This is a genomic window from Simplicispira hankyongi (genome assembly GCF_003570885.1).
Taxonomy (GTDB): Bacteria; Pseudomonadota; Gammaproteobacteria; order Burkholderiales; family Burkholderiaceae_C; genus Simplicispira; species Simplicispira hankyongi.
In genome coordinates, this window is record NZ_QXJC01000001.1 from 379,098 (window position 1) to 401,959 (window position 22,862).

19 protein-coding genes are annotated in these 22,862 nt (G+C 67.4%); 10 read left to right on the forward strand and 9 right to left on the reverse strand.

What is annotated here, in order from left to right; genetic code table 11:
- Window positions 1-42 precede the first annotated feature (42 nt).
- The 6 genes from D3F03_RS01720 to D3F03_RS01745 are packed head-to-tail and all read left to right on the forward strand — an operon-like array spanning window position 43 to window position 7,655.
- Window positions 43-777, forward strand: a complete 735-nt coding sequence (locus D3F03_RS01720; protein ID WP_425453055.1) for a TetR/AcrR family transcriptional regulator — start codon at window positions 43-45, stop codon at window positions 775-777.
- Entirely contained in the window at window positions 774-1,964 is a 1,191-nt protein-coding gene (locus D3F03_RS01725) for an efflux RND transporter periplasmic adaptor subunit (protein ID WP_119107638.1), read from the forward strand. The genes D3F03_RS01720 and D3F03_RS01725 overlap by 4 nt, the downstream gene beginning before the upstream one ends.
- Window positions 1,965-1,988: 24 nt before the next feature.
- Window positions 1,989-5,153, forward strand: coding sequence for an efflux RND transporter permease subunit (locus D3F03_RS01730; RefSeq protein ID WP_119107639.1), 3,165 nt, complete (start codon window positions 1,989-1,991; stop codon window positions 5,151-5,153).
- A 53-nt stretch (window positions 5,154-5,206) separates the two neighbouring features.
- Entirely contained in the window at window positions 5,207-5,914 is a 708-nt protein-coding gene (locus D3F03_RS01735; protein WP_119107640.1) for a protein-L-isoaspartate O-methyltransferase family protein, read from the forward strand.
- Window positions 5,915-5,924: 10 nt separating this feature from the next.
- The gene (locus D3F03_RS01740; protein WP_119107641.1) at window positions 5,925-6,263 is read left to right on the forward strand and encodes a rhodanese-like domain-containing protein; all 339 of its coding nucleotides are present in this window, start codon (window positions 5,925-5,927) and stop codon (window positions 6,261-6,263) included.
- A gap of 57 nt (window positions 6,264-6,320) precedes the next feature.
- Entirely contained in the window at window positions 6,321-7,655 is a 1,335-nt protein-coding gene (locus tag D3F03_RS01745) for a TolC family outer membrane protein (RefSeq protein WP_119107642.1), read from the forward strand.
- Between the two features lie 62 nt (window positions 7,656-7,717).
- On the opposite strand, the gene D3F03_RS01750 is transcribed toward D3F03_RS01745, so the two are convergent.
- The 9 genes from D3F03_RS01750 to D3F03_RS01790 form a co-directional block, all read right to left on the reverse strand.
- Window positions 7,718-8,071, reverse strand: coding sequence for a carboxymuconolactone decarboxylase family protein (locus D3F03_RS01750; RefSeq protein WP_119107643.1), 354 nt, complete (start codon window positions 8,069-8,071; stop codon window positions 7,718-7,720).
- A gap of 28 nt (window positions 8,072-8,099) precedes the next feature.
- On the reverse strand, window positions 8,100-8,567 hold the full coding sequence (locus tag D3F03_RS01755; protein WP_119108509.1) for a carboxymuconolactone decarboxylase family protein: 468 nt from the start codon (window positions 8,565-8,567) through the stop codon (window positions 8,100-8,102).
- 44 nt (window positions 8,568-8,611) lie between these two features.
- Entirely contained in the window at window positions 8,612-8,998 is a 387-nt protein-coding gene (locus D3F03_RS01760) for a DUF488 domain-containing protein (RefSeq protein ID WP_119107644.1), read from the reverse strand.
- The gene (locus tag D3F03_RS01765; RefSeq protein WP_119108510.1) at window positions 8,995-10,551 is read right to left on the reverse strand and encodes an FAD-dependent oxidoreductase; all 1,557 of its coding nucleotides are present in this window, start codon (window positions 10,549-10,551) and stop codon (window positions 8,995-8,997) included. The genes D3F03_RS01760 and D3F03_RS01765 overlap by 4 nt, the downstream gene beginning before the upstream one ends.
- A 228-nt stretch (window positions 10,552-10,779) precedes the next feature.
- A complete protein-coding gene (locus D3F03_RS01770; RefSeq protein WP_119107645.1) occupies window positions 10,780-11,949 on the reverse strand; it encodes a trans-sulfuration enzyme family protein in 1,170 nt (389 codons plus the stop codon).
- A 90-nt stretch (window positions 11,950-12,039) separates the two neighbouring features.
- The gene (gene chrA / locus D3F03_RS01775; RefSeq protein ID WP_119107646.1) at window positions 12,040-13,275 is read right to left on the reverse strand and encodes a chromate efflux transporter; all 1,236 of its coding nucleotides are present in this window, start codon (window positions 13,273-13,275) and stop codon (window positions 12,040-12,042) included.
- 46 nt (window positions 13,276-13,321) lie between these two features.
- A complete protein-coding gene (locus tag D3F03_RS01780; RefSeq protein WP_119107647.1) occupies window positions 13,322-13,627 on the reverse strand; it encodes a hypothetical protein in 306 nt (101 codons plus the stop codon).
- Window positions 13,628-13,677: 50 nt separating this feature from the next.
- The gene (locus D3F03_RS01785) at window positions 13,678-15,045 is read right to left on the reverse strand and encodes a 3-deoxy-D-manno-octulosonic acid transferase (RefSeq protein ID WP_119107648.1); all 1,368 of its coding nucleotides are present in this window, start codon (window positions 15,043-15,045) and stop codon (window positions 13,678-13,680) included.
- A 162-nt stretch (window positions 15,046-15,207) separates the two neighbouring features.
- A complete protein-coding gene (locus D3F03_RS01790; RefSeq protein ID WP_119108511.1) occupies window positions 15,208-16,596 on the reverse strand; it encodes a phosphomannomutase/phosphoglucomutase in 1,389 nt (462 codons plus the stop codon).
- A 163-nt stretch (window positions 16,597-16,759) separates the two neighbouring features.
- Between D3F03_RS01790 and D3F03_RS01795 the strand changes: the two genes are divergently transcribed.
- The 4 genes from D3F03_RS01795 (at window position 16,760) to D3F03_RS01810 (ending at window position 22,843) form a co-directional block, all read left to right on the forward strand.
- Window positions 16,760-18,274: a DNA-3-methyladenine glycosylase 2 family protein gene (locus D3F03_RS01795; protein WP_119107649.1), complete on the forward strand. Its 1,515-nt coding sequence runs from the start codon at window positions 16,760-16,762 to the stop codon at window positions 18,272-18,274.
- A 138-nt stretch (window positions 18,275-18,412) separates the two neighbouring features.
- Entirely contained in the window at window positions 18,413-18,961 is a 549-nt protein-coding gene (locus tag D3F03_RS01800) for a methylated-DNA--[protein]-cysteine S-methyltransferase (RefSeq protein WP_119107650.1), read from the forward strand.
- A complete protein-coding gene (locus D3F03_RS01805) occupies window positions 18,958-19,890 on the forward strand; it encodes a DMT family transporter (RefSeq protein ID WP_119107651.1) in 933 nt (310 codons plus the stop codon). Before D3F03_RS01800 ends, D3F03_RS01805 begins: the two co-directional genes overlap by 4 nt.
- A gap of 40 nt (window positions 19,891-19,930) precedes the next feature.
- On the forward strand, window positions 19,931-22,843 hold the full coding sequence (locus tag D3F03_RS01810; RefSeq protein WP_119107652.1) for a bifunctional diguanylate cyclase/phosphodiesterase: 2,913 nt from the start codon (window positions 19,931-19,933) through the stop codon (window positions 22,841-22,843).
- The last annotated feature ends 19 nt before the right edge of the window (window positions 22,844-22,862 follow it).

Below are 22,862 nucleotides of genomic sequence, written 5' to 3' on the forward strand. Positions count from 1 at the left end.
GGTTTTGCTACATTACTAACCAGTCAGTCAGTAATCTACACTTTGTCCACACGCCCTGCCCCCCTTCCTGCCGAACCACCGCACGACGACACCCTGGGAGCCGCGCTTGGCGGGGCGGCGCGCCGCGAGCGCCGCAAGCAGGCCCGCCCCGGCGAGTTGCTGGATGCCGCGCTGGACCTGTTTGTGGAAAAGGGTTTTACCGCCACGCGGGTGGAAGAAGTGGCTGCGCGTGCTGGCGTGTCCAAGGGCACGCTGTTTCTTTATTTCCCCAGCAAGGAAGAGCTGTTCAAGGCCGTGGTGCGCGAGAGCATCGTGGGGCGCTTCGACGAATGGTCGGCACAGATCGACCAGTTCCCCGGCAGCACCGGCGAGATGCTGCGGGCCTGCTACCAGGCCTGGTGGGAACGCATTGGCAACACGCGCGCCTCGGGCATCACCAAGCTGATGCTGTGCGAGGCGGGCAATTTCCCGGAAATCGCCCAGTTCTACCAGCACGAGGTCATCGAACCGGCGCAGCAGCTCATTCGCCGCGTGCTGGCACGGGGTGTGGCCTCGGGGGAGTTTCGCGCGGTGGACCCGGTGTACGCGGTGCACGCCATCATTGCGCCGCTGATGTTTTTGATGCTCACCAAACATTCCATGGGCGCCTGTGTGCCCAATGCCGCTGATTTCGATCCACAAACCTTTATCGACCACCAGATCGACGGTCTGCTCTATGGCTTGTGCGTGCGTCCAGCGCTGGCTGTCTCTGCTTCTCCTTTGCCCTCACACCCATGAAACGCTGGATTCCCTGGATCGCCGTGGCTATCGTCGTTGCCGTGGTGGCCGCTGGCGCCTTGCGCGCAATCGCAGCGCGCAAGGCGCAGCAACAAATAGCCAGTAGCGCGCGCGCCGAACGCGTGGTGATGGAGGTTGCGCCCGGCGAGGTATTTGCCCTGCGTTCGCGCGAACTCACGCTGGGCATCCCCGTTTCGGGTGCGGTGCGTGCGGTGCAGTCGGCCACCATCAAGGCGCGGGTCGCGGGTGAGCTGCAAGACCTGAACCTGCGCGAAGGCGATGCCGTGCACGCCGGCCAGGTGGTGGCGCGGATCGACGCGACCGAAACCCAGGCGCGCGTGCGCCAGGCGCAGCAGCAGGCCGACGCGGCCCGCGCGCAGGTGGCGATCAGCCAGCGGCAGTTCGACAACAACCAGGCGCTGGTGGCACAGGGCTTCATTTCGAAAACGGCGCTCGACACCTCACAGGCCAGCCTGGATGCCGCCAAGGCCTCGTACCAGGCAGGCGTGGCGGCGGCCGACGTAGCGCGCAAGTCGCTTGCCGACACGGTGCTCAAGAGCCCTATTGACGGCTTTGTCTCGCAGCGCCTGGTGCAAAACGGCGAACGCGTGGCCGTGGATGCGCGCATCCTCGAAGTCGTGGACCTGTCGAAACTCGAAGTCGAAGCGCTGGTGCCAGCCGCCGACGCCGCACAAGTGCGGGTCGGCCAGACGGCCAGCCTGCAACTGGAAGGCACTCACGATGGCCTGCAGGCGCGCGTGGTGCGCATCAGCCCGAGCGCACAAACCGGCACGCGCGCTGTGCCCGTTTACCTGGCGATCGACAACACCACCGCCCTGCCTGGCCTGCGCCAAGGGGTGTATCTGCAGGGCACGCTCGCAGCCGGTACGCAGCAGGCCTTGGCCGTGCCGCTCGATGCCGTGCGAACCGACCAGGCCGAGCCGTATTTGCAGGTGGCCGAGAGCGGCCAGGTAGCGCACCACGTTGTCCGCCTGGGGGCACGCACTTTGATGGACGGCGCGACCTGGGTGGCGGTGCAAGGCGTGGCCGAGGGCGCGCAGGTGCTCGCGGCCCGCGTGGGCGCCCTGCCCGTGGGCACCGCGCTGCGCCTGCCCGAGCCCACTTCTCAGCCGCCTGCTGCGGCCCCAGCACTGCCCCAGGCCACTGCAGCCTCTGCAGCGCACTGACACCGGCGTCTGCCAGGCCCCGCCATGTGGTTTACCAAAGTCAGTTTGCGCAACCCCGTGTTTGCCACGATGGTGATGCTCGCCTTCGTGGTGCTGGGGGTGTTTTCTTACCAGCGGCTCAAGGTCGATCAGTTTCCCGACATCGATTTTCCGGTGGTGGTGGTCACCACCGAATACCCGGGCGCATCGCCCGAGATCGTTGAGAGCGAAGTCACCAAGAAGATCGAGGAAGGCGTCAATTCCGTGGCAGGCATCAATGCCCTGACCTCGCGCAGCTACGAAGGCAGCTCGGTCGTCATCATCGAATTCGATCTCAATGTCGATGGCCGCAAGGCCGCCGAGGACGTACGCGAGAAGGTGGCCAGCGTACGCCCCTTGCTGCGCGACGAGGTAAAAGAGCCGCGCGTGCTGCGCTTTGACCCTGCCAGCCGGCCGGTCTGGTCGCTGGCCGTGCTGCCCACGGCAGACGCAAAAGCCCCGCTGTCGGCCGAGGCGCTGACCACCTGGGCCGACCAGACGCTACGGAAGCGCCTGGAGAACGTGCGCGGCGTGGGTGCGGTGAATCTGGTGGGGGCCACGCGGCGCGAGATCAACATCTACCTGCAGCCGCAAGCGCTGGAAGCGTTTGGCATCACGCCCGAGCAGGTGGTGAACGCCGTGCGCAGTGAAAACCAGGATCTGCCGCTGGGCGCCATCCGCTCGCTGAACCAGGAGCGCGTGGTGCAGATCGACGCGCGCATACAACGGCCCGAGGATTTCGGCCGCATCATCGTCGCCCGAAAAGGGGATGCACCGGTGCGCATCGAGCAGGTAGCGCGGGTGGAAGACGGCGCCGAAGAGGTCGAAAGCCTGGCGCTCTACAACGGCCAGCGCACGCTGCTGCTGTCGGTGCAGAAGGCGCAGGGCGAGAACACCATCGAGGTGGTCGACGGCCTGAATGCGGCGGTGGCCACGCTGCGCGCCGAGCTGCCCGCAGGCGTGCGGCTGGAGACGATTGGCGACAGCGCGCGCCCGATCCGCGTGGCGGTGGAAAACGTGCGCGAGACGCTGATCGAAGGCGCGGCGCTCACCGTGCTGATCGTCTTTCTGTTCCTCAACTCCTGGCGCTCCACGGTCATTACCGGCCTGACGCTGCCGATCTCCATCATCGGCACCTTTTTGTTCATGTACTGGTTTGGCTTCACCATCAACATGATCACGCTGATGGCGCTTTCCCTGTGCGTGGGCCTGCTGATCGACGACGCCATCGTGGTGCGCGAGAACATCGTGCGCCACGTGCAGATGGGCAAGGGGAGCTTCGCCGCCGCCATGGACGGCACGCAGGAGATTGGCCTGGCAGTGCTGGCGACGTCGCTGTCCATCGTCGCGGTGTTCCTGCCGATTGGCTTCATGGGCGGCATCATCGGCAAGTTCTTCCACGAGTTTGGCATCACCATCGTCGCGGCGGTGCTGATCTCGATGTTTGTCAGTTTCACGCTGGACCCCATGCTGTCGTCGCTCTGGGAAGACCCCAGCATTCACGTACACGGCAAGCGCGTGGAAGACCGCAGCCGGTACGGCCGCACCATCGGCCGGGTGACGGGCTGGTTCGACGACGCCACGGAAAGCCTGGCACAGGGCTACCAGAAGGTACTGGGCTGGGCGCTGGTGCACAAGCTGAAAACCTTGGCGCTGGCGCTGGGCATTTTTGTGCTGAGCATTTTCATGGTGCCGCTGCTGGGCACCGAGTTCGTTCCCGCTGCCGATTTTTCTGAAACCACGATCAATTTCTATACCCCTGTGGGCTCGTCACTGGAGGCCACCGAGGCCAAGGCGCGCCAGGTGGAGGCCGTGGTGCGCGAATTCCCCGAGGTGCGCTATACGCTGGCCACACTCAACACCGGCAGCGCGCAGGGCAAAATTTACGGCAGCATTTACGTGCGCCTGACGGACCGAAAAGACCGCAAGCGCGACGTGGGCGTGATGTCCGCCCTGCTGCGCGAGCGCCTGCACCAGATAGCCGGCATCACCGTCACGCATGTCGGCCTGCTGGACCCGGTGGGCGGACAAAAGCAGATCGAGTTTTCTCTGCAGGGGCAGGATTTGCAGGAACTTGAACGCCTGACCCGGCAGGTGACGGCGCGGCTCAAGGACATTCCGGGCTTGGTCGATCTCGATTCCAGCCTGAAGGCAGACAAGCCGGTGATTGCCGTCGATCTGCGGCGCGACGCGGCCTCTGACCTGGGCCTCTCGGTGGGCTCGGTTGCGGCCAGCCTGCGCACCCTGATTGCCGGCCAGACAGTGGGCAACTGGCGCGCGCCCAACGACGAGACCTACGACGTGAACGTGCGCCTGGCGCCAGAGGCACGCACCACGCCAGCGCAAATTGGGCGCCTGCCCTTCACCCTGGCAGCGGCTGGTGGCGGCACGCGCACGGTGCGCCTGGACCAGGTGGCGCAGGTGCGCGAATCCACCGGGCCCAACCAGATCAACCGGCGCGACATGACACGCGAAGTGGCCATCAACGCCAACGTCTACCACCGGTCTACCGGCGAAGTGTCGGACGACATCCGCAAGGTGCTCGACCAGACAACATTCCCACCCGGCTACCGCTACCAGTTTGGCGGTTCGACCAAGAACATGGCCGAAGCCTTTGGCTACGCCATCTCGGCCCTGCTGCTGGCCATCGTCTTCATCTACATGATTCTGGCCAGCCAGTTCAAGAGCTTTCTGCAGCCGCTGGCGCTGATGACGGCGCTGCCGCTGACCTTGATTGGCGTGGTGCTGGCCCTGCTGATCTTTGGCTCCGCGCTGTCGATGTTTTCCATCATCGGCGTGGTGATGCTGATGGGCCTGGTCACCAAGAATGCCATCTTGCTGGTGGACTTTGCCATCCGCTCGCGTGAGGACCATGTGGGCGACGACGGCACGGTGCAAGCCGGCCTGCCGCGCAGCGAGGCGCTGCTGCTGGCGGCACGCGTGCGGCTGCGCCCCATTCTGATGACCACGCTGGCCATGATCTTCGGCATGCTGCCGCTGGCCTTCGCCATGAGCGAAGGCTCGGAGCAGCGCGCGCCCATGGGCCAGGCCGTGATCGGCGGTGTCATTACCTCGTCGCTGCTGACCTTGGTGGTGGTGCCCGTCGTGTACTGCTACATGGACGACCTGGCGGGCTGGGCGCGCCGCAAATGGCGCGGGGGCAGCGCCTAAAATCAAGGGTTTGCCCTGAATGCCCTCCCCCTTTTCCTCTCGGAGACTGTCCCATGAATATGCCCATTAATCCTTCTGCCCATCCCGATGCCGCACTTGAGCAGGCGCGCTTCAACATGATCGAGCAGCAGATCCGCCCCTGGGAGGTGTACGACGGCCAGACGCTCGACGCACTGGGCCGCGTGCGCCGTGAGGATTTCGTCCCGCCCGCCTACCGCAGCCTGGCCTTCATGGACATCCAGATTCCCCTTCGCGGCAATGCCGAAGAGGCGCTGCGCAAAGGCGAATGCATGCTCTCGCCCAAGGTGGAGGCGCGCCTCATGCAAGACCTGCTGATCACCCGCAACGACCGCGTGCTGGAAATCGGCGCCGGCTCGGGCTTCATGGCAGCGCTGCTGGCACAGGTCGCCGACCAGGTGGTGAGCCTGGAGATTGAACCCGAACTGGCGCAAATGGCACTGGACAACCTCAGGCGCGCCGGTGTGCGCAACGCTGCCGTGCGCGTGGCCGATGGTTCGAGCCTGATTCCCGATGGCCCATTTGACGTGATTTTGCTCAGCGGCTCGGTCGCATCCGTGCCGCAAGAGTTGCTGGCCTTGCTGCGTGACGGCGGCCGCCTGGCCGCCATCGTTGGCGAAGAGCCCATGATGCGCGCCACCATCGTGCGCCGCCAGGGTGAACGCTTCGAAACCATCCAGCCCTGGGACACGGTTGCGCCGCGCCTGCGCAACTTCCCGGAGCCCTCGGCATTTCGCTTCTGAGAGTACGCCAATGGTCGATCAAGTGCGCCCCGCCGATCTCGCCGCATGGTTTGCCGCGGAACCCGCCGCCGCGCCGCTGGTGCTGGACGTGCGTGAGCCCTGGGAGCTGGCCATCGCCAGCGTCCAGGCCGCCGGCTTCGAAGTGCGCGCCATGCCCATGGCCAGCGTGCCGGCGCAGCTCGCTGCCCTGGACCCGGACCAGCCCGTGGCCTGCCTGTGCCACCACGGCGCACGCAGTTTCAACGTGGCGATGTTTCTGGAGCAGCGCGGCTTTGCGCGCGTGGCCAACATCACCGGCGGTATCAATGCCTGGTCTGCCGAGTGCGACTCCTCGGTGCCGCGCTACTGAGGCGCACCCTGCCTTTCTGCCCCCTTTCGTTCGTTCCGACTACTCCGAAAGACCTTCATGCACCCGTGCCGGCTTGTACCCCTGTCTCTGGCTCTGGCCGCAGCGTTCGCTGCGCCCGCTCACGCACAAAGCCTGCTGGAGCTGGTGCAGTCCGCCAGCGAAACCGATTCCAGCTGGCAAGCCGCACGGGCGCAACTGGACGCGGCCGAAGGCCGCGCCGGCCAAGCACGTGCCGGGCTGCTGCCCAGTGCGGGGCTGTCAGCGGGCTGGTCCGTCGCGGATACCGAGATCAGCCGCCCGCCGATGGACTTCAGCACCGTGACGCAAAGCATCGCCATCAGCGCCTCGCAGCCGCTGTACCGCCCGGCCAATGGCATTGCCTACAAACAAGGCAAGCGCGGTGTCGATCTGGCGCGCGTGCAGCTCGAAGGGGCCACGCAAGACCTGCTGGTGCGCGTCAGCCAGGCCTATTTCGACGTGCTGGCGGCGCAGGACACCCTGGCCTCGGTGCAGGCCCAAAAGGCGGCCGTGGACGAACAGCTCGCCGCGGCCAAGCGCAATTTCGAGGTCGGCACCTCCACCATCACCGATTCGCGCGAAGCGCAGGCGCGCTTTGACCTGGTGCGTGCGCAAGAAATCGCGGCCGAGAACGACTTGCACGTCAAACGCCTGGCACTTGACCAGATCACAGGCCGCACCAATGCCGAGCCCTTGCCTTTGAGCCAACCGGTCCGCCCGCCCGAGCCCACGCCGCTGGACGTCAACACGTGGGTGCAGACGGCGCAGACCGAACAGCCCCAGGTGCGCGCGGCCGCCATTGCGCTAGACGTCGCCCGGCTGGAAACCAAGAAGGCCGAGACCGGCCACCTTCCCACCGTGGATTTGCAGGCCAGCTACGGTGTGGCGCACTACCCGCGGGGCTCCTCCACCATCCCGAACCTGAACACACGCGCCAACAACGCCAGCATCGGTGTAGCACTCAACGTGCCGCTGTTTGCCGGCTTTGCCGTGCAAAACCGCGTGCGCGAAACCTTGGCCCTGGAAGACAAGGCCAGCGCCGACCTTGAAACCGCCCGCCGCGCCATCGCACAGGCCACGCGCGCCGCCTACTTCGGGCTGGAGTCGGGCCGCAGCCAGGTCAGCGCCCTGGAAGCGGCCGAGCAATCGAGCAAGAGCGCGCTCGAAGCCAACCAGCTCGGCTACCAGGTGGGCGTGCGCATCAACATCGACGTGCTCAATGCCCAAAGCCAGCTCTACCAGACCCAGCGCGACCTGGCCCAGGCGCGCTACAACGTGCTGCTGGGCACGCTCAAGCTGCGCCAGGCGGCGGGCACGCTCAGCCTGGACGACGTGCGCAAAGTAGACGGTTTATTGGTTAAAAAAGCCCCCTAGCGCAATACCATCAAGCGATGGTAGCTATATTTCCTATAGCTCCCTACCGTTTCACCCCGCACTCAAGCGGTGACACCGCCCTCTGGATGTGCATGCAGCATGGTGTCGAGCGCGAGCGCCGAGTGCGCATAGGCAGCGCCCGCGCGCATCTCGGCCGACACCCAGATGGCTTCCATGATCTCGGCTTGCGTGGCACCCGCTTTGAGCGCCGCCTGCGTATGGCCACGAATGCAGTACGGGCACTGCGTCACATGCGCCACCGCCACCGCAATCAGTTGCTTGGTCTTGCTCGGCAATGCACCGTCGGCAAATACGGCAGCGCTAAAAGCCTTGAAGGCGTTGAGAGGCTCAGGCGCCAGTTCGCGGCGCTTGCGCGCAATGTCAGCGCTGGCGTGGGGATAGAGGGATTCGTCCATAGGAAGCTCCTTTCAAAACCGAAATCGATCAGGCTGCGCGGGCCTTGGGGGGCTGGTAGCTGCCTGCCTCGGAACGAAACGGGATCGCCAGGCGGTTCCAGCCGTTGATGGCGACGATGGCGAGCGTCAGGTCGACCAGCGCCTTTTCGTCGAACTGGCGGCGTACCTCGTCGTACAGCGCATCGGCAACACCGTGCGGGCCCAGTTGCGTCACGGCTTCGGACCAGGCCAGCGCGGCACGCTCGCGTTCCGAATAGAAGCTGGTTTCCCGCCAGGCGGGCAGCAGGTACAGGCGTTGCTCGGTTTCTCCGGCGGCGCGTGCGTCCTTGGTGTGCATGTCCAGGCAGTAGGCGCAGCCGTTGATTTGCGACACGCGTGTCTTCACCAGTTCCAGCAGGCTGTGCTCCAGGCCAGACTGGCGCACGTAGTTCTCCAGTCCCAGCATGGCCTGGAAGGCGGCCGGAGCGGCTTGTTTGTAATCAAGGCGTGGTTGCATGGAAAGCTCCTTCAAAAGTGTGCGGTTCGGTTGCGGTGCGCCCTTCATGGCGCTGCCGCTCTATCGGGTGCCAGCAGCAAGGCGCGCACCACCACCGCGTTGTTGTGGGCTTCGTCGTGTGCGCCATAGACCAGGGTCACCGTGCCGCTGCGCGCCCGTGCACGCAAGGCGTCCAGCGCCTCGGCCTGGGAGTGCAGCTCGGTTGCGTAGCGTTTTTGGAACTCGGCCCAGCGCGCCGGATCGTGGCCAAACCATTGGCGCAGTGCCGTGCTGGGCGCAAGCTCCTTGGCCCATTGGTCCAGCGCCAGTGCTTCCTTCTTGACGCCGCGCGGCCACAAGCGGTCGATGAGGATACGCGTGCCGTCTTCCGGCGCGGGCGGTTCGTAGGCGCGCTTGATCAGCACATGGCTGGCAGGCACCGGGTGGGTCATGGCGTCACTTTTGCCTTGCCGCATTGGCTGGCCATGGCCCGTTCCATCTCGACTTCGGCGTGCAGCCCGGCCAGATCGCGGTGCACCACGGCCACGGCCAGTGCCTTGCCGGCGCGCCGGTAGGTGATGCGGCAGTCTTGCTGCTCCAGGTCGCCATCGATCAGCGCCTCGTCCCAACCCTCGGCGTGGCCGACATAGGCCAGGGCAAAGTCGTACTGCTCGGTCCAGAAGAAAGGCACTGCGTCAAAGCGTTCGCGCTGGCCCAGCAGGTTGCGCGCGGCCGTCTGGCCCTGGCGGCCAGCCACCACCCAGTGCTCGACACGGATGCGTTCGCCCGTGGCCGGGTCGGGCCAGCGCGCAATGTCACCGGCCGCGTAAATGCCTGGCACGCTGGTTTGCAGAAATTCATCCACCGCCACGCCGCGGTCCATGGCCAAACCGGCCTGTTCGGCCAGCGCCAGCGCCGGGCGCACGCCAACGCCCACCACCACCAGATCAGCAGGGAGTATTTCGCCGCTGCGCAGGCGCACCGCCTGCGCGTCAATGCCGACTGGGTCGGTGCCCAGGTGAAACACCACGCCGTGGCGCTCATGCAAAGTTTTGAGGTAGGCGCCCACCTGCGGCCCCAGCACTTTCTCCATCAGCACGCTCTCGCGCCCCACCACATGGACGTCGATATTGCGGGCGCGCAGCGATGCAGCGACTTCCAGGCCAATGAAGCTCGCACCAACGATGACGGCGCGCTTGGCGCCCTCAGCGGCCGTGGCCAGTGCCTCGCCATCGGCCTGCGTGCGCAGCACGTGCACATGCGGCAAATGGACGCCGGGAAGGTCCAGCCGCACCGGCTCGGCACCGGTGGCCAGCAGCAGCGCGCCATAGGCCAGGCGACTGCCATCGGAGAGTTGCAACTGGCGCTGGGCGGGGTCGATGCCCACCACCTGGGTCGCCAGGCGCACACCAATGTTTTGCTCTTGGTAGAACTCTGCCGGCCGCAGAGACAGCCACTCGGCGGGAGCGGTTCCCGCCAGAAAGTTCTTCGACAGATTGGGGCGGTCGCAAGGCAGGTGCGTGTCGCTGCTGAGCAGTGTCACCGGCCCTGCATAGCCTTCACGCCGCAGGGTCTCCGCAGCGGCCTGGCCGGCGGTACCGCCGCCCACGATGACGATGGATTCAGGCGTGCCCGCGTGGGCCGAGCTGGACTTGGGGCCGGCCATGCGCTTGCCGGTGACGTAGGCCTTGCCGCCCCGTGGTTCTACCTGCCAGCACCCCACGCCACCCAACGCCGGCGCGCGCAGCGCCTCGCCGGTGCGCAGGCTGAAAGCCGCATGGTGCCAGGGGCACCGCACGGTGTCGCCCACCACCAGACCCTCGGCCAGCGGGCCACCGTAGTGGGTGCAGGTAGCGCCCACGGCAAACAGTTCATCGCCGTGGCGCGACAGCAGCAGCGCCTCGCCGAAGGCGTGGCCGAGCAGCATGCCGCCCTCGGGAATGCGGTCGAGCGCTATGCCCGCCGCGAAATCGTCGCCCTGCAAGGGGGTTGGGGAATCGCTCATGGTCTGCTCCTCCATCAGAAGCGGCGCCCTGCCTGGCCGTGCAGCCCAAGGGCCGCTGTGGCAATGGTGAAGCGGGCACCTTGTGCTTCACCCTGGTGCTGGGTGACAGCCTACGCCGCTGCGCGGATCGGCTTGGCAGTAGGGGCTTTGAGTAAGGTTGCGGGTAGGGACAGCCGGTTGCGCAGGCGGCGTCTAGCTCAACGATGCGGCAGCCCTCGTGCTTGGTGTTCAGCGGGCAGCCAGTGCCTGGCTCAGATCCGCCACCAAATCATCCGGATGCTCAATCCCCACACTCAGTCGGATCATGCCCTCCCCCACGCCCGCTGCCGCGCGCGCCTCGGGCGAGACAAAGCTGTGCGTGGTGCTGGCCGGGTGGCAGGCGAGGCTGTCCACATCGCCGAGCGATACGGCCTGCGCGAAAAGCTTGAGCGCGTTGAGCATGCTGGCAGCAGCGGAGCGCTCGCCCTGGGCCAGTTCGAAGGTCACCATGCCGCCAAAGCCGCCTTCCATCTGGCGCTGCGCCAGGGCGTGCTGCGGGTGGCTGGGCAAACCCGGGTAGTGCACGGTGCGTACGGCGGGGTGGCTGGCCAGAAAACCAGCCACCGCCTGCGCGCCTTCGCAGTGCGCCGCCATGCGCAGCGGCAGCGTCTTGATGCCGCGCAGGAACAAAAACGCCTCCTGCGCCGCCAAACTGGCGCCGATATGGCCCAGACCCGTCTTGCGGATCTGCGCAATGTGCGCCGCCTTTCCCGCCACCAGCCCGCCCGTGGCATCGCCGTGGCCGCCCAGGTATTTGGTCATGGAATGCACCACCAGGTCGATGCCATGCGCCAGTGGGCGCGTCAGGCACGGCGTGCAGAACGTGTTGTCGGCCACGGTGAGGGCGCCGTGGGCACGGGCCGTGGCGGCCACGGCCGCCAGGTCGTGCATCTGCAGACTGGGGTTGGTCAGCGGCTCCACCCAGACCATGCGCGTGGCGGGGCTGAGCGCCGCCGCCAGGCCGGTGGCCGTGGCATCGGTCACGCGCAGGCCCCAGCGCTCGCCCAGCGAGCGCAGCAGGCCTTCGGTGCCGCCGTACAGCGGGCCCAGAAACACGAGTTCGTCTCCGGGTTGCAACAGTGCCAGCACCGTGGCCGCTGTGGCGGCTGTGCCACTGGCAAAGGCCACCGCCGCCTCGGCGCCTTCCAGGTCGGCCATCTTGGCCTCCAGCGCGGCCACGGTGGGATTGCCGTAGCGGCCGTAGCGGTAGCCCTCGGCCTCGCCGGCAAAAATGGCCGCGCCGCGCTCCAGGCTGCCATAGGCAAAAGCCGTGCTTTGGGTGATGGGCATGGCGATGGCGCCGCTGGCGGGATCGGGGTGTTGGCCGGCGTGGACGGCGCGGGTGCGAAGGTGGGTCATACAAGCTCTTTCAGGCGCAAAGGGCGCCATTCTTAAATAATTTGATAGCACTCTCCATAGAACAGGTATGCGCTAGCACTGGTTTTATACCTAAATCCATTTCGCAAGAGCCCAGCCGGCGGCGGCGGCAAAGGCCACCACCCAGACCGGTGGCAGCCGCGCGAGGCTGAGCAAGGCCCAAGCCGCCAGCGCCAGGGCGGCATCGGCGCGGCTGTGGATGGCGCCGGTCCAAACCGGGTCGTACAAGGCGCTGAGCAGCAGCCCCACCACGCCCGCATTGACGCCGGCCATGGCCCTGCGCATGCCTTGGCGCTGGCGCAGCACCTCCCAGAAAGGCAGCGTGCCCAGCAGCACCAGAAATCCGGGCAGAAAGATCGCGCAGAGCAGCAGCAGCGCGCCGGTCATGCCGTGCCAGGTGCCGGGCAGCAGCGCGCCAAGGTAGGCGGCAAAACTGAACAGCGGCCCGGGCACGGCCTGCGCCGCGCCGTAGCCGGCCAGGAAATCGCCCTGGGACACAAGGCCCGCCGGCACCACGCTCGCCTCCAGCAAGGGCAAGACCACGTGTCCGCCGCCAAAGACCAGGGCGCCAGCGCGGTACACGCCGCTCATCGCCGAGAGTACCGGTGACCCTGTGCCGGCGGCCCACAGTGACAGCACCCCCAACAGCGCGAAAAAAACCACCAGGGCCACGACGGCGAGGGACCGGGACACCGCAATCGCCGGCGCCGCTGTCGCCTCGTTTGCACCAGACGCGCCGGCGCCCGCCCCTGTGTCCCGCAGCCACCACAGGCCGAGCAGACCGCACAGCAGCAAAGCCACCAGTTGCGCAGCCGCCGTGGGCGCGAGCAAGGTGAACAAGGCGGCAAGCATGGCCAAGGCGGCGCGCGGGCGGTCTGGGCAGAGGCTGCGCGCCATGGCCCACACCGCCTGCGCCACCACGGCGACGGCCACTACCTTGAGGCCATGCACCCAACCCGCCGCGGCAAGCGCCGGATGGGCCGACAAGGTCTGGGCAAACAGCAGCAGCGCGGCGGCAGAGGGCAAGGTAAAACCCACCCAGGCAGCCAGCGCCCCCCAGAGCCCGGCGCGGGTCATGCCCAGCGCCATGCCCAGCTGGCTGCTGGCCGGGCCGGGCAGGAACTGGCACAGCGCCAGCAGTTCGGAGTAGCGCGCGTCGCCCAGCCAGCGGCGGCGCTCTACCAGCTCGGCGCGGAAATACGCCAGGTGCGCCACCGGCCCGCCGAACGAGGTCAGCCCAAGGCGCAAAAAGGTGAACAACACCTCCAGAAAGGCCGAGACACGCCCGCCGCCGCCAGGGGTCGTCATGCTGCCATCGTGTCCGGGGATCGGCCGCGCTGAAGGAAACACGGCACTAAGGCGTATCGGGAAACAGCGCCGCCCAGCAGGCCGGATCACCCGCCAGCAGGTCGAGATCGGCGGTCGTCGGCTTGTCGCAGGGCTTGGCGCCAAGCGTTTGCGCCAGGGCAATGGCGGCGGGCGAAAAATAGGCAATCACCTCGCACTGCAAGCGGCCTTCCAGCTCGTGCCTGGCGAAGACGGCCATGTCGGCCGGACGGCCTGCGGCCGCGAACAAAGGCTCGAACTGCTCGCGCAATTGCTCCTTGGGTTCAAAGGCCAGAACCCCATCGCCCAGCGATTGGGAAAACCAGGTCTGCATGGTGAGGTCCTTTCTCTCAATATTTCGCGGGGACAGTGCCATCGGCAACCCTAGCCCGCACGCAATGGCCGTGTTGCAAGCAATGCCTTCAAGGCGGCTGCCGTGCGCGCCGCAGCGCCCCGGTGGGCAGTAGAAAACGCCTCGGCCCGCACGCGCCCAAGGGCAAGCCGGGCGCTGTCTCCCGCCCATTGGCCTGCGGCCAGCATGCCCGCGGCCATACCAGCCACGCGCACGGCGGCGCCTGCGCTGCACGCCTGCTCGGCCACCTCGGCAAAGTTGAAGGTATGGGGGCCCATCACCACGGGGCAACCGCAGGCCGCGGCCTCGATCAGGTTCTGGCCACCGAGCGGCGCAAAGCTGCCGCCCAGCAGTGCCACATCGGCCAGGCCGTAGTACAGCGCCATCTCGCCCAGGGTGTCGCCCAGCCACACATCGGCATCCTGCGGCGGCTGGCCCCACTGGCTGCGGCGTGCGACGCGCAGGCCAGCACTGCTGAGCAGGGCAAACACTTCGCCAAAGCGCTGGGGGTGGCGCGGGACGATCAGCCATTGCACGGCATGGGGCACTTGGTTTGCTTCTGCATTGATAGCTGGAAGCGCTTGTCCCACCTGCGCTGGAGCCCTATTTTTTATAAAATTTTGTAGCCAAAGCGCTTCTTCGCCCTCGCGGCTGCTGGCCAGCAGCAGCACGGGCCGCGGGCAGGCCGCGCGCCATTCGCGGCCCTGGGCGAGCTGGGCGGTGTCGGGCTCGGCGTCGAACTTGAGGTTGCCCAGCACGCCCTGCACGGGAGCGCCCACTTGGCGCAGCCGCTGGGCGTCCGCGTCGGTCTGCGCCCAGACGGCACTCAGGCCGCTGTAGGCCGGGCGAGAGAGGCTGGCGAAACGCAAGGCCGCCGCCAGCGATTTTTCGCTCAGGCGCGCGTTCGCCAGCACCAGCGGCACGCCGTGCGCCTGGCACCCGGCGACGAGGTTGGGCCAGACTTCGGTTTCCATCAGGATGCCCACCGCAGGGTGAAATTTCCGCAGAAAGCGCTCGACCGCGCCACGCGTGTCCCAGGGCTGCCAGACCTGGATGTCCCCTGGCAGCAGCAGGCGCTCGCCCTCCGCCCGGCCTGTGGCGGTGCCGTGGGTCAGCAGCAAACGCATGTCGGGCCATTGCGCACGCAGCTCGGCCAGCAAAATGCCGGCGGCGCGGGTCTCGCCGAGCGAGACGGCGTGAATCCACAGAAAGCTGCCCTGGCCGCTGGTGCTGCTCAACGGCATCAGGCTGTCGAGCGGACGGGCGTAGTAGCCAAAGCGCTCCGCCACCGCCGTGGCATAGCCCTTCTCGGCGCGGGCGCGGCGGCGCAGTTTGCGGCGCACCAAGGGCTGGGCCAGCCAGACCAGCACCGAATACAGCCAGAGCGCCGCACTTTGCATCTCAGTTATCCATTGCGCTGCGCGCCACCGGCAGCCCATGAACCTGGCGCGGCAGAGGCCAGTGCCACCGTGGAACTGGCTTCGCCAGGCCACGGGTGGCGTCCCCCTCCCGCGCAGCGAGAGAGGGAGGAAGACGCGAAGCGGCTCAGGGGGTGTTCCATCTCAGTGCGCCGCCGACTGCAACTGCGCATCCGGCTTGGCGCGGCGCAGCAGGGCCAGCATGTCGCCTTCGATGCGCGCGAGCGCCTCCGGCGTTTGCCCCTCGAAACGCAGCACCAGCACCGGCGTGGTGTTGCTGGCGCGGATCAGGCCAAAGCCATCGGGCCAGTCCACGCGCAGACCGTCAATGGTGTTGAGTCGGGCCGGTGCAGGAAAGGTATCGGCGGCCAGCTTTTGCAATGCCTCGCTGACGCGGTGCGGCTCGCCCTCCTCGCAGGCCACGTTCAGTTCGGGCGTGGAGCAGCTGGTGGGCAGGGCTTCGAGCACGGCGCCGGCATCCGGGCTGCGGCTCAAGATTTCGAGCAAACGGCAGCCGGCGTAGGTGCCGTCGTCAAAGCCGTACCAGCGCTCCTTGAAGAAGATGTGGCCGCTCATTTCGCCGCCGAGCGGCGAATCCAGCTCTTTCATGCGCGCCTTGATGAGCGAGTGGCCGGTTTTGTACATCACCGGCACGCCGCCGGCCGCTTCAATGGCAGGCGCCAGGCGCTGGGTGCATTTCACGTCGAACAAAATGCTGGCGCCGGGCACGCGGGAGAGCACGTCGCCCGCAAACAGCATCATCTGGCGATCCGGGTAGATGTTGGCGCCGCTCGGCGTCACGATGCCCAGACGGTCCCCATCGCCGTCGAACGCCAGGCCGAGCTCGGCGTCGCCCGACTGCAGCGCGGCGATCAAATCGCGCAGGTTCTCGGGTTTGCTCGGGTCGGGGTGGTGGTTGGGGAAATTGCCGTCTACCTCGGAAAACAGCTCAGTCACTTCGCAGCCCAGCGCGCGGAAGATGGCCGGGGCCGTGGCGCCGGCAATGCCGTTGCCGCTGTCGATGACGATCTTCATCGGCCGCGCCAGTTTCACGTCGCCCAGAATGCGCGCGCGGTAGGCTGGCAGCACATCGGCGTGGCCCATGCTGCCGCCGGCGGCGAGCTTCCAGCTGCGCGCTTCGATGGTGCGGCGCAGCGCCTGAATCTCGTCGCCAAAGATGGCGCGGCCGGCCAGGACCATCTTGAAACCGTTGTAGTCCTTGGGGTTGTGGCTGCCAGTGATCTGAATGCCGCTGGTGCACAGCGTGCTGGCGGCGAAATACAGCATGGGCGTGGTGCAAGGGCCGATGTCGATCACGTCGAGGCCGGTTTCGGCCAGGCCCAGAATCAGTGCGGTGGACAGTTTGCTGCCCGAGAGGCGGCCGTCGCGCCCCACAGCCACGCGGCGCTCGCCCGCCTCCATCGCCGCCGTGCCAAAAGCCCGGCCCAGGCAACGGGCCACGGTCTCGTTCACGGTCTCGGGCACCACGCCGCGAATGTCATAGGCTTTGAAAATGGCGGGAGACAGGTGCACGGGGTGGTCTTTCTTCGTCAATAGGGCAGCGGCAAACGATTGTAGGGGCCTGCCATGCCGTACCTTTCCAGCCGCCTTCCAGCCAAAATCCGCAGGTCCGAAAATGGCTAGCGATCGTTTGGCACGGCCCTATCATTTGTCCATGCCCCGCTCGCCATCCCGTATGAAAAACACCGCTCAGGCCGCACCCGCCGATGCCGGCCGCTACCTGGCGCTGTGCGCCCGCGATGCACGCTTTGACGGGCAGTTCTTTACGGGGGTCACGTCCACCGGCATCTATTGCCGCCCGGTCTGCGCCGTGCGCACGCCCCGGCGCGAAAACTGCCGCTTTTTCGATCTGGCGGCGCAGGCCGAGCAGGCTGGGTTTCGCCCCTGCCTGCGCTGCCGGCCCGAGGTGGCGCCGGGCCAGTTGGCCTGGTCCACGCAGGACGCCACTGCCCTGCTGCTGCAGCATGCGCTGCGCCTGATTGCCAGCGGAGCCGAGGGCGCGGCCCCGGTGGCCCAGCTGGCGCAGCGCCTGGGCGTGAGCGACCGGCACCTGCGGCGCATCTTTGAGGCGCGCCTGGGCATTACGCCGCTGCAGTACCTGCAGACGCAGCGCCTGCTCACCGCCAAGCACCTGCTGACCGATACCTGTTTGAGCACGACGCAAGTGGCGCTGGCCAGCGGTTTTGGCAGCGTGCGGCGTTTCAACGACGCGTTTGCCCGGCAGTACCGCCTGAACCCGACGCAATTGCGCCGCAGCAGCGCCTTTCCAGCGCCGGGCACAGCGCCATCGGGCCAACCGCAACCGACCCTGGCGCTGCGCTTGGCCTACCGCCCGCCGTTGGACACCGCAGCGCTGCTGGGTTTTTTCGCCACGCGCCAGATCCCGAGCATGGAACAGGTCGAGGGCAGCGGCGGCAGCGCCGAACTGCGGCGCACCGTGCGCCTAGGCAGCGGTGCACAGGCGTGCAATGGCTGGATCGCGCTGCGCTTTCATCCCGGGCGCTGCGAACTGCTGCTGGAGGCAAGCGACAGCCTCGCGCCGCAACTGGGCGCGGTCATGCGGCGCGTGCGCGGCATGCTGGACCTGGACGCGGACCCGGCGGCCATCAACGCGCGGCTGCATGCGGATTTTCCGGACGGCGACGGTCTGCGCGTGCCCGGTGCCTGGGACGGTTTCGAGACCGCCGTGCGCGCCGTGCTGGGCCAGCAAATCACCGTGGCCGCCGCGCGCACCCTGGCGGGCCGGCTGGTGGCGCGCTTTGGCGAGCCCATCGCCACGCCGTGGCCCGCGCTCAGCCACCTGTTTCCCAGCGCGGCGGTGCTGGCAGCTGCGTCCGGCGATTCCCTCGGGCAACTGGGCATCGTTCGCCAGCGCCAGGGCGCGATTGCCGCGCTGGCGCGGGCGGTGGATTCGGGCGAGCTGCGCCTGGAGCCGGGCGCCGACGTGGAGCGCACCCTGTCGCAATTGCGCGCCCTGCCCGGCATTGGCGACTGGACGGCGCAGTACATCGCCATGCGGGTGCTGCGCTGGCCCGATGCGTTTCCCGCCGGTGACGTGGCGCTGCAATCGGCCCTGGGCGTGCGGCGCGACCCGCGCCCGGCGCGCGCTGCCGAGGCAGCCTCCACAGCCTGGAAGCCCTGGCGCAGCTACGCCGTGGTGCGCGCCTGGGCCAGAGGAGCGGCGCCATGACAAGGCCTGAAGCTATTAACTTTATAGCTGTTAGCGCTTACCCAATAAGCGCTAGAGGCCATTTTCATTCATAATTTCAGCGCTTTCCTGCCTTTCGGCCGCAGTCTGGCGCACCCACCACCCCGCAGGACATCTACCATGCATTTCCATCCCGACACCGTGCAATCCCGCGTCGACACGCCCTTGGGGCCCGTGCGCCTGGCGGCATCGCCTGCCGGCCTGTGCGGCCTGTGGTTCGAAGGCCAGAAGCACCTGCCCGCGCAGCTCGGCGGGGCTGGCGCCTGGCCGATGGCACCCGCCCACCCCGTGCTGGCGGCGGCGTCCGCGCAGCTCGGCGACTGGCTGCGGGGCGAGCGCCACGGTTTCGATCTGCCGCTGGACCTCTCGGGCGGTACGCCGTTCCAGCAAGCGGTCTGGCGCGCGCTGCTGGACATTGCCTGGGGCCAGACGCTCAGCTATGGCCAGGTGGCACGGATCGCTGGCGCCGCAGCCGCGGTGCGCGCCGTGGGCGCGGCCGTGGGGCGCAACCCGATTTCGCTGGTGGTGCCCTGCCACCGTGTGCTGGGTGCCAACGGGGCGTTGACCGGCTATGCCGGTGGGTTGGAGCGCAAGCACGCCTTGCTGGCCATGGAGGCTGCCGCGCCCCTGGCGCCGGGCGCGCGCACCGCCGCGCGGCTGGCCGCATGAGCGGCGCCGACGGTACGCGCCCGGCGGTGCACTGGGTACGCGAATTCTTTCTGCTCTCCAGCCTGTGGGGCGCATCGTTTCTGTTCATGCGCCTGGGCGCGGCCGAATTCGGGCCGCTGCCGACGGCGGGCCTGCGCGTGGCGCTGGCGACAGTATTCCTCTGGCCCATCCTGGTGCAGCAAGGCCAATGGCCGGCCCTGCGCAAGCACTGGCGGCCGGTGCTGCTGGCAGGCGTCATCAATTCGGCCATTCCGTTTGCGCTGTACGCCTGGGCGGTGCTGCACATCACCACCGGGCTGGCCTCCATCCTGAACGCCACGGTGCCGCTGTTTGGCGCCATCGTCGCCTGGCTCTGGCTGGGCGAGCGCATCGGGCGCCTGCGCTCGCTGGGCCTGGCGCTGGGGTTTCTCGGCGTGGCGCTGCTGGCCTGGCGTGCGCCGGGCGGTGCCGGCGGCAAGTCCGACCTGGCGCTCTGGGCCGTGGCAGCCTGCCTGGGCGCGACCACGTGCTACGCGCTGGCCGCCAGCTACGCCCGGCGCTACCTGGGCGGCATTCCGCCGCTGGCGACGGCCACGGGCAGCCAGTTGGGGGCGGCGCTGTTCCTGGCACTGCCCACCGCCTGGGCCTGGCCGGTGCAGATGCCGGGCCTGCGCGCCTGGCTTGCCGTGGTGGCGATTGCGGTGCTGTGCACGGGGATTGCCTACATCCTGTACTTTCGCCTCATCGTGCATGCCGGGCCCAGCCGGGCGCTGGCCGTCACTTTTCTCGCGCCGGTGTTTGCCGTGCTGTACGGGGTGGTGTTTCTGAGCGAAACCGTGACCTTGTGGATGGCGGGCTGCGCGCTCGTTATCGTGCTGGGAACCTTGCTTTCGACGGGGCTGCTGGGCCCCGGCGTGCTGCGTTGGGGCACCAGAACACGGGCGCCCTGAAATCGCTGCGACACGCCTGAGCTTGCCCTAAACTGCGTTCATGCTGCGCCAGTCCCACCGCATTGCCTCTGTTCCAGTCGCCGAGTCAGGGGGCGCCGTGGCTTCGCGGGATGAGGAGTTGCAGGCGCTGCAGGCGTCTGAAGCCAAATTCAGCGCCATTTCCATGCTCTTGCCTGACCCCTGCGGCATTACGCGCGTGGCTGATGGCCGCTACATCGAGGTCAACCCGGCGTTTTGCGCCATGTTTGGCTTGGCGCGTGAGCAGGTCATTGGGCGGACTGCGGCAGAGCTGGGCATTTGGGCGGGCCCGCAGGAGCGCGAACGCCTTGTGGCCGCCCTGTCGGTGGAGGGCCGAGCCGACCGTCTACCGCTCACGGTGCGCGCGCGCGGTCGCGAAGCGCTTGGGCTGATGTCGGCGCGCGCGATACAGATTGAAGACGAAGCCTGCATGGTCTTCATCTTTCACGACATGACGCAGGAGCGACGCATCTACGACGACCTGGTCGCGGCGCACGCCCTCCTGACCCAGGCCGGCCACATGGCGCGGTTGGGGGCCTGGGAAACCGACGCTACCGGAACACTGCAGCATTGGTCGGAAGTCTGCTGCGAGGTGCATGGCCTGGCACTTGGCGCACCTCCTCCGGCCGACTACATCAATGTGTGCGTTGCGCCGCGATGGCGCGATACCCTGCGCAACGCTGCCCGCGCCTGCCTGCGCGACGGCACCTCCTGGACCTTGGAACTGGAGATCATTCACGCCGACACCGGGCGGGTCCAATGGATGCGGGCCCACGGCGAAGCCGTGCGCGATGGCGATCGCACCTTGCGCATGCGTGGTGTGATGCAGGACATCAATGCCGCGCACCACGCCGAGCAGGCACTGCGGGAATCGCAGCAGCGCTTTCGGCTTATCTTTGAAATGCTGCCCTACCCCATGGGCATCACGCGCTGCGAAACTGGCGCGTACGTGGACGTCAACCCCGCGTGGGAGGCCATGACCGGCATCAAGCGCGCCGAAGCCTTTGGGCGCACGGTGCTGGAGCTGGGCCTCTACAGCGAGGAAGAGCGCCGGCGCATCCTGGCCCACGCCAGCAGCGACAACGGCATCGCGCCAGTGGAGTGCACCCTGCGCCCCCACGTTGGCGAGCCGCGTACGGTGCAGCAGGCCACCCGGAAAATCCTCCTGGGCACCACCGAGTGCTGGCTGTTTGCCCTGCACGACATCACCGATCGCAAACGCGCCGAAGATGCCGTGCGCGAGCGCGAAGCCGTGCTCAGCCTGACGCTGGAAGCGGCGTCGGTTGGGCGGTGGGATTGCGACATTGTCAGCGGCATGACGACCGGCGATGCCCGTTGGCACCAGATGCGCGGCGTGGACCAGCCGGAGGGCCGTGCCGTGCACTTTGACCTGTGTGGTGGCGCCAAAGACGGGCCGCGCATTTACGCGGAACTCCGGCGCCATGCGCGCCACCCCGAAACCTCGTTTGACCTCGTCACCACCGTGCCGGGCGCATTGGAAAACCGCCGCTGGATGCGCAACCTGGGAAAAATTGTCGACTGGTACCCTGACGGCAAGCCACGCCGGATATTAGGCGTCACCATCGACGTGACAGGCCAGCGCGAGCAGGAAATGCTGCTCCAGCACCTCGCCCACTACGACGCCCTGACCGATCTGCCCAACCGTGTGCTGCTGGCGCAGCAGCTTACCGACGCCATGGCGCAGGCCCGCGCCAGCGGCCAACTGCTGGGCGTGGCGTACCTGGACCTCGATGGCTTCAAGCCCGTGAACGACCGCTTCGGCCATGCGGCGGGCGACCAGTTGCTGCGCACGGCGGCAGAGCGCCTGAAAGCGGCGCTGCGCCCACAAGACTGCGTGGCGCGCCTGGGCGGGGATGAATTTGCCATTCTGCTGCCTGAGCTTGCCGCCACCGAAGACGCCCAAAACGCGCTCAAGCGCCTGATGCGCAGCATCTCTGCGCCCTACACGCTTGAGGGCGAAGCCATCTCGGTGACGGCCAGCATCGGCTTCACCCTGTACCCACGCGACGATGCCGACGCCGACACCCTGCTGCGCCATGCCGACCAGGCCATGTACGCCGCCAAGCAGGCAGGGCGCAACCAGTTCCAGGAGTTCGACGCGGCCCAGGAGCGCGCGCTTCGCCATACGCGCGCCCAAGTCGTGCAGCTGCGCGAAGCCCTGGCGACCGGGCAGTTCGAGCTGTACCTGCAACCCAAGGTGGATATGCGCCTGGGCACGGTCGTGGGCGCCGAGGCACTGGCGCGCTGGAACCACCCGGAGCGCGGCGTGCTCTCGCCGGCGGCCTTTCTGCCGCTCATCGAGGGCACGGAACTCGATACGCAGTTTGGCACCTGGGTGGTGCAATCGGGCCTGGCGCTGATCGAGCGTTTGGCGGACAGCGGCCTGCCGCTGCCCGTCAGCATCAACATCGCGGCGCCGCACCTGCAGCAATGCGGCTTTGCCGAATGGATGGGAGGCGAGGTCGCCGCACACCCGCAAGTACCGGCCCACCTGCTCGACATCGAGATCACCGAAACAGCGCAACTGCTGGACATCGAGAACGTGGCGCTGACCTTGCAAAAGCTGCGCGCCCTGGGCATCACCATCTCGCTGGACGATTTCGGCACCGGGTACTCGTCGCTCACCTACCTGCGGGGCCTGCCGCTCAATACCCTCAAGATCGACCAGAGCTTCGTCGGCGGCATGCTGGCCGAGGCCGGCGACCTGGCCATCGTCCAAGGCGTGATCGGCCTGGCGCGCTCGTTTGGCTACCGCGTGATAGCCGAGGGCGTGGAGACCGAAGACCAGGGCCTGATGCTGCTGCAAATGGGCTGCGCCCAGGCGCAGGGCTACTTCATTGCCCGGCCCATGCCGGTGGCGCAATTTCTGGGCTGGGCTGCGTCCTGGCAAGCGCCCGCGGCCTGGCAGCCGTGACGCCCGCCCTCTAAGAAAT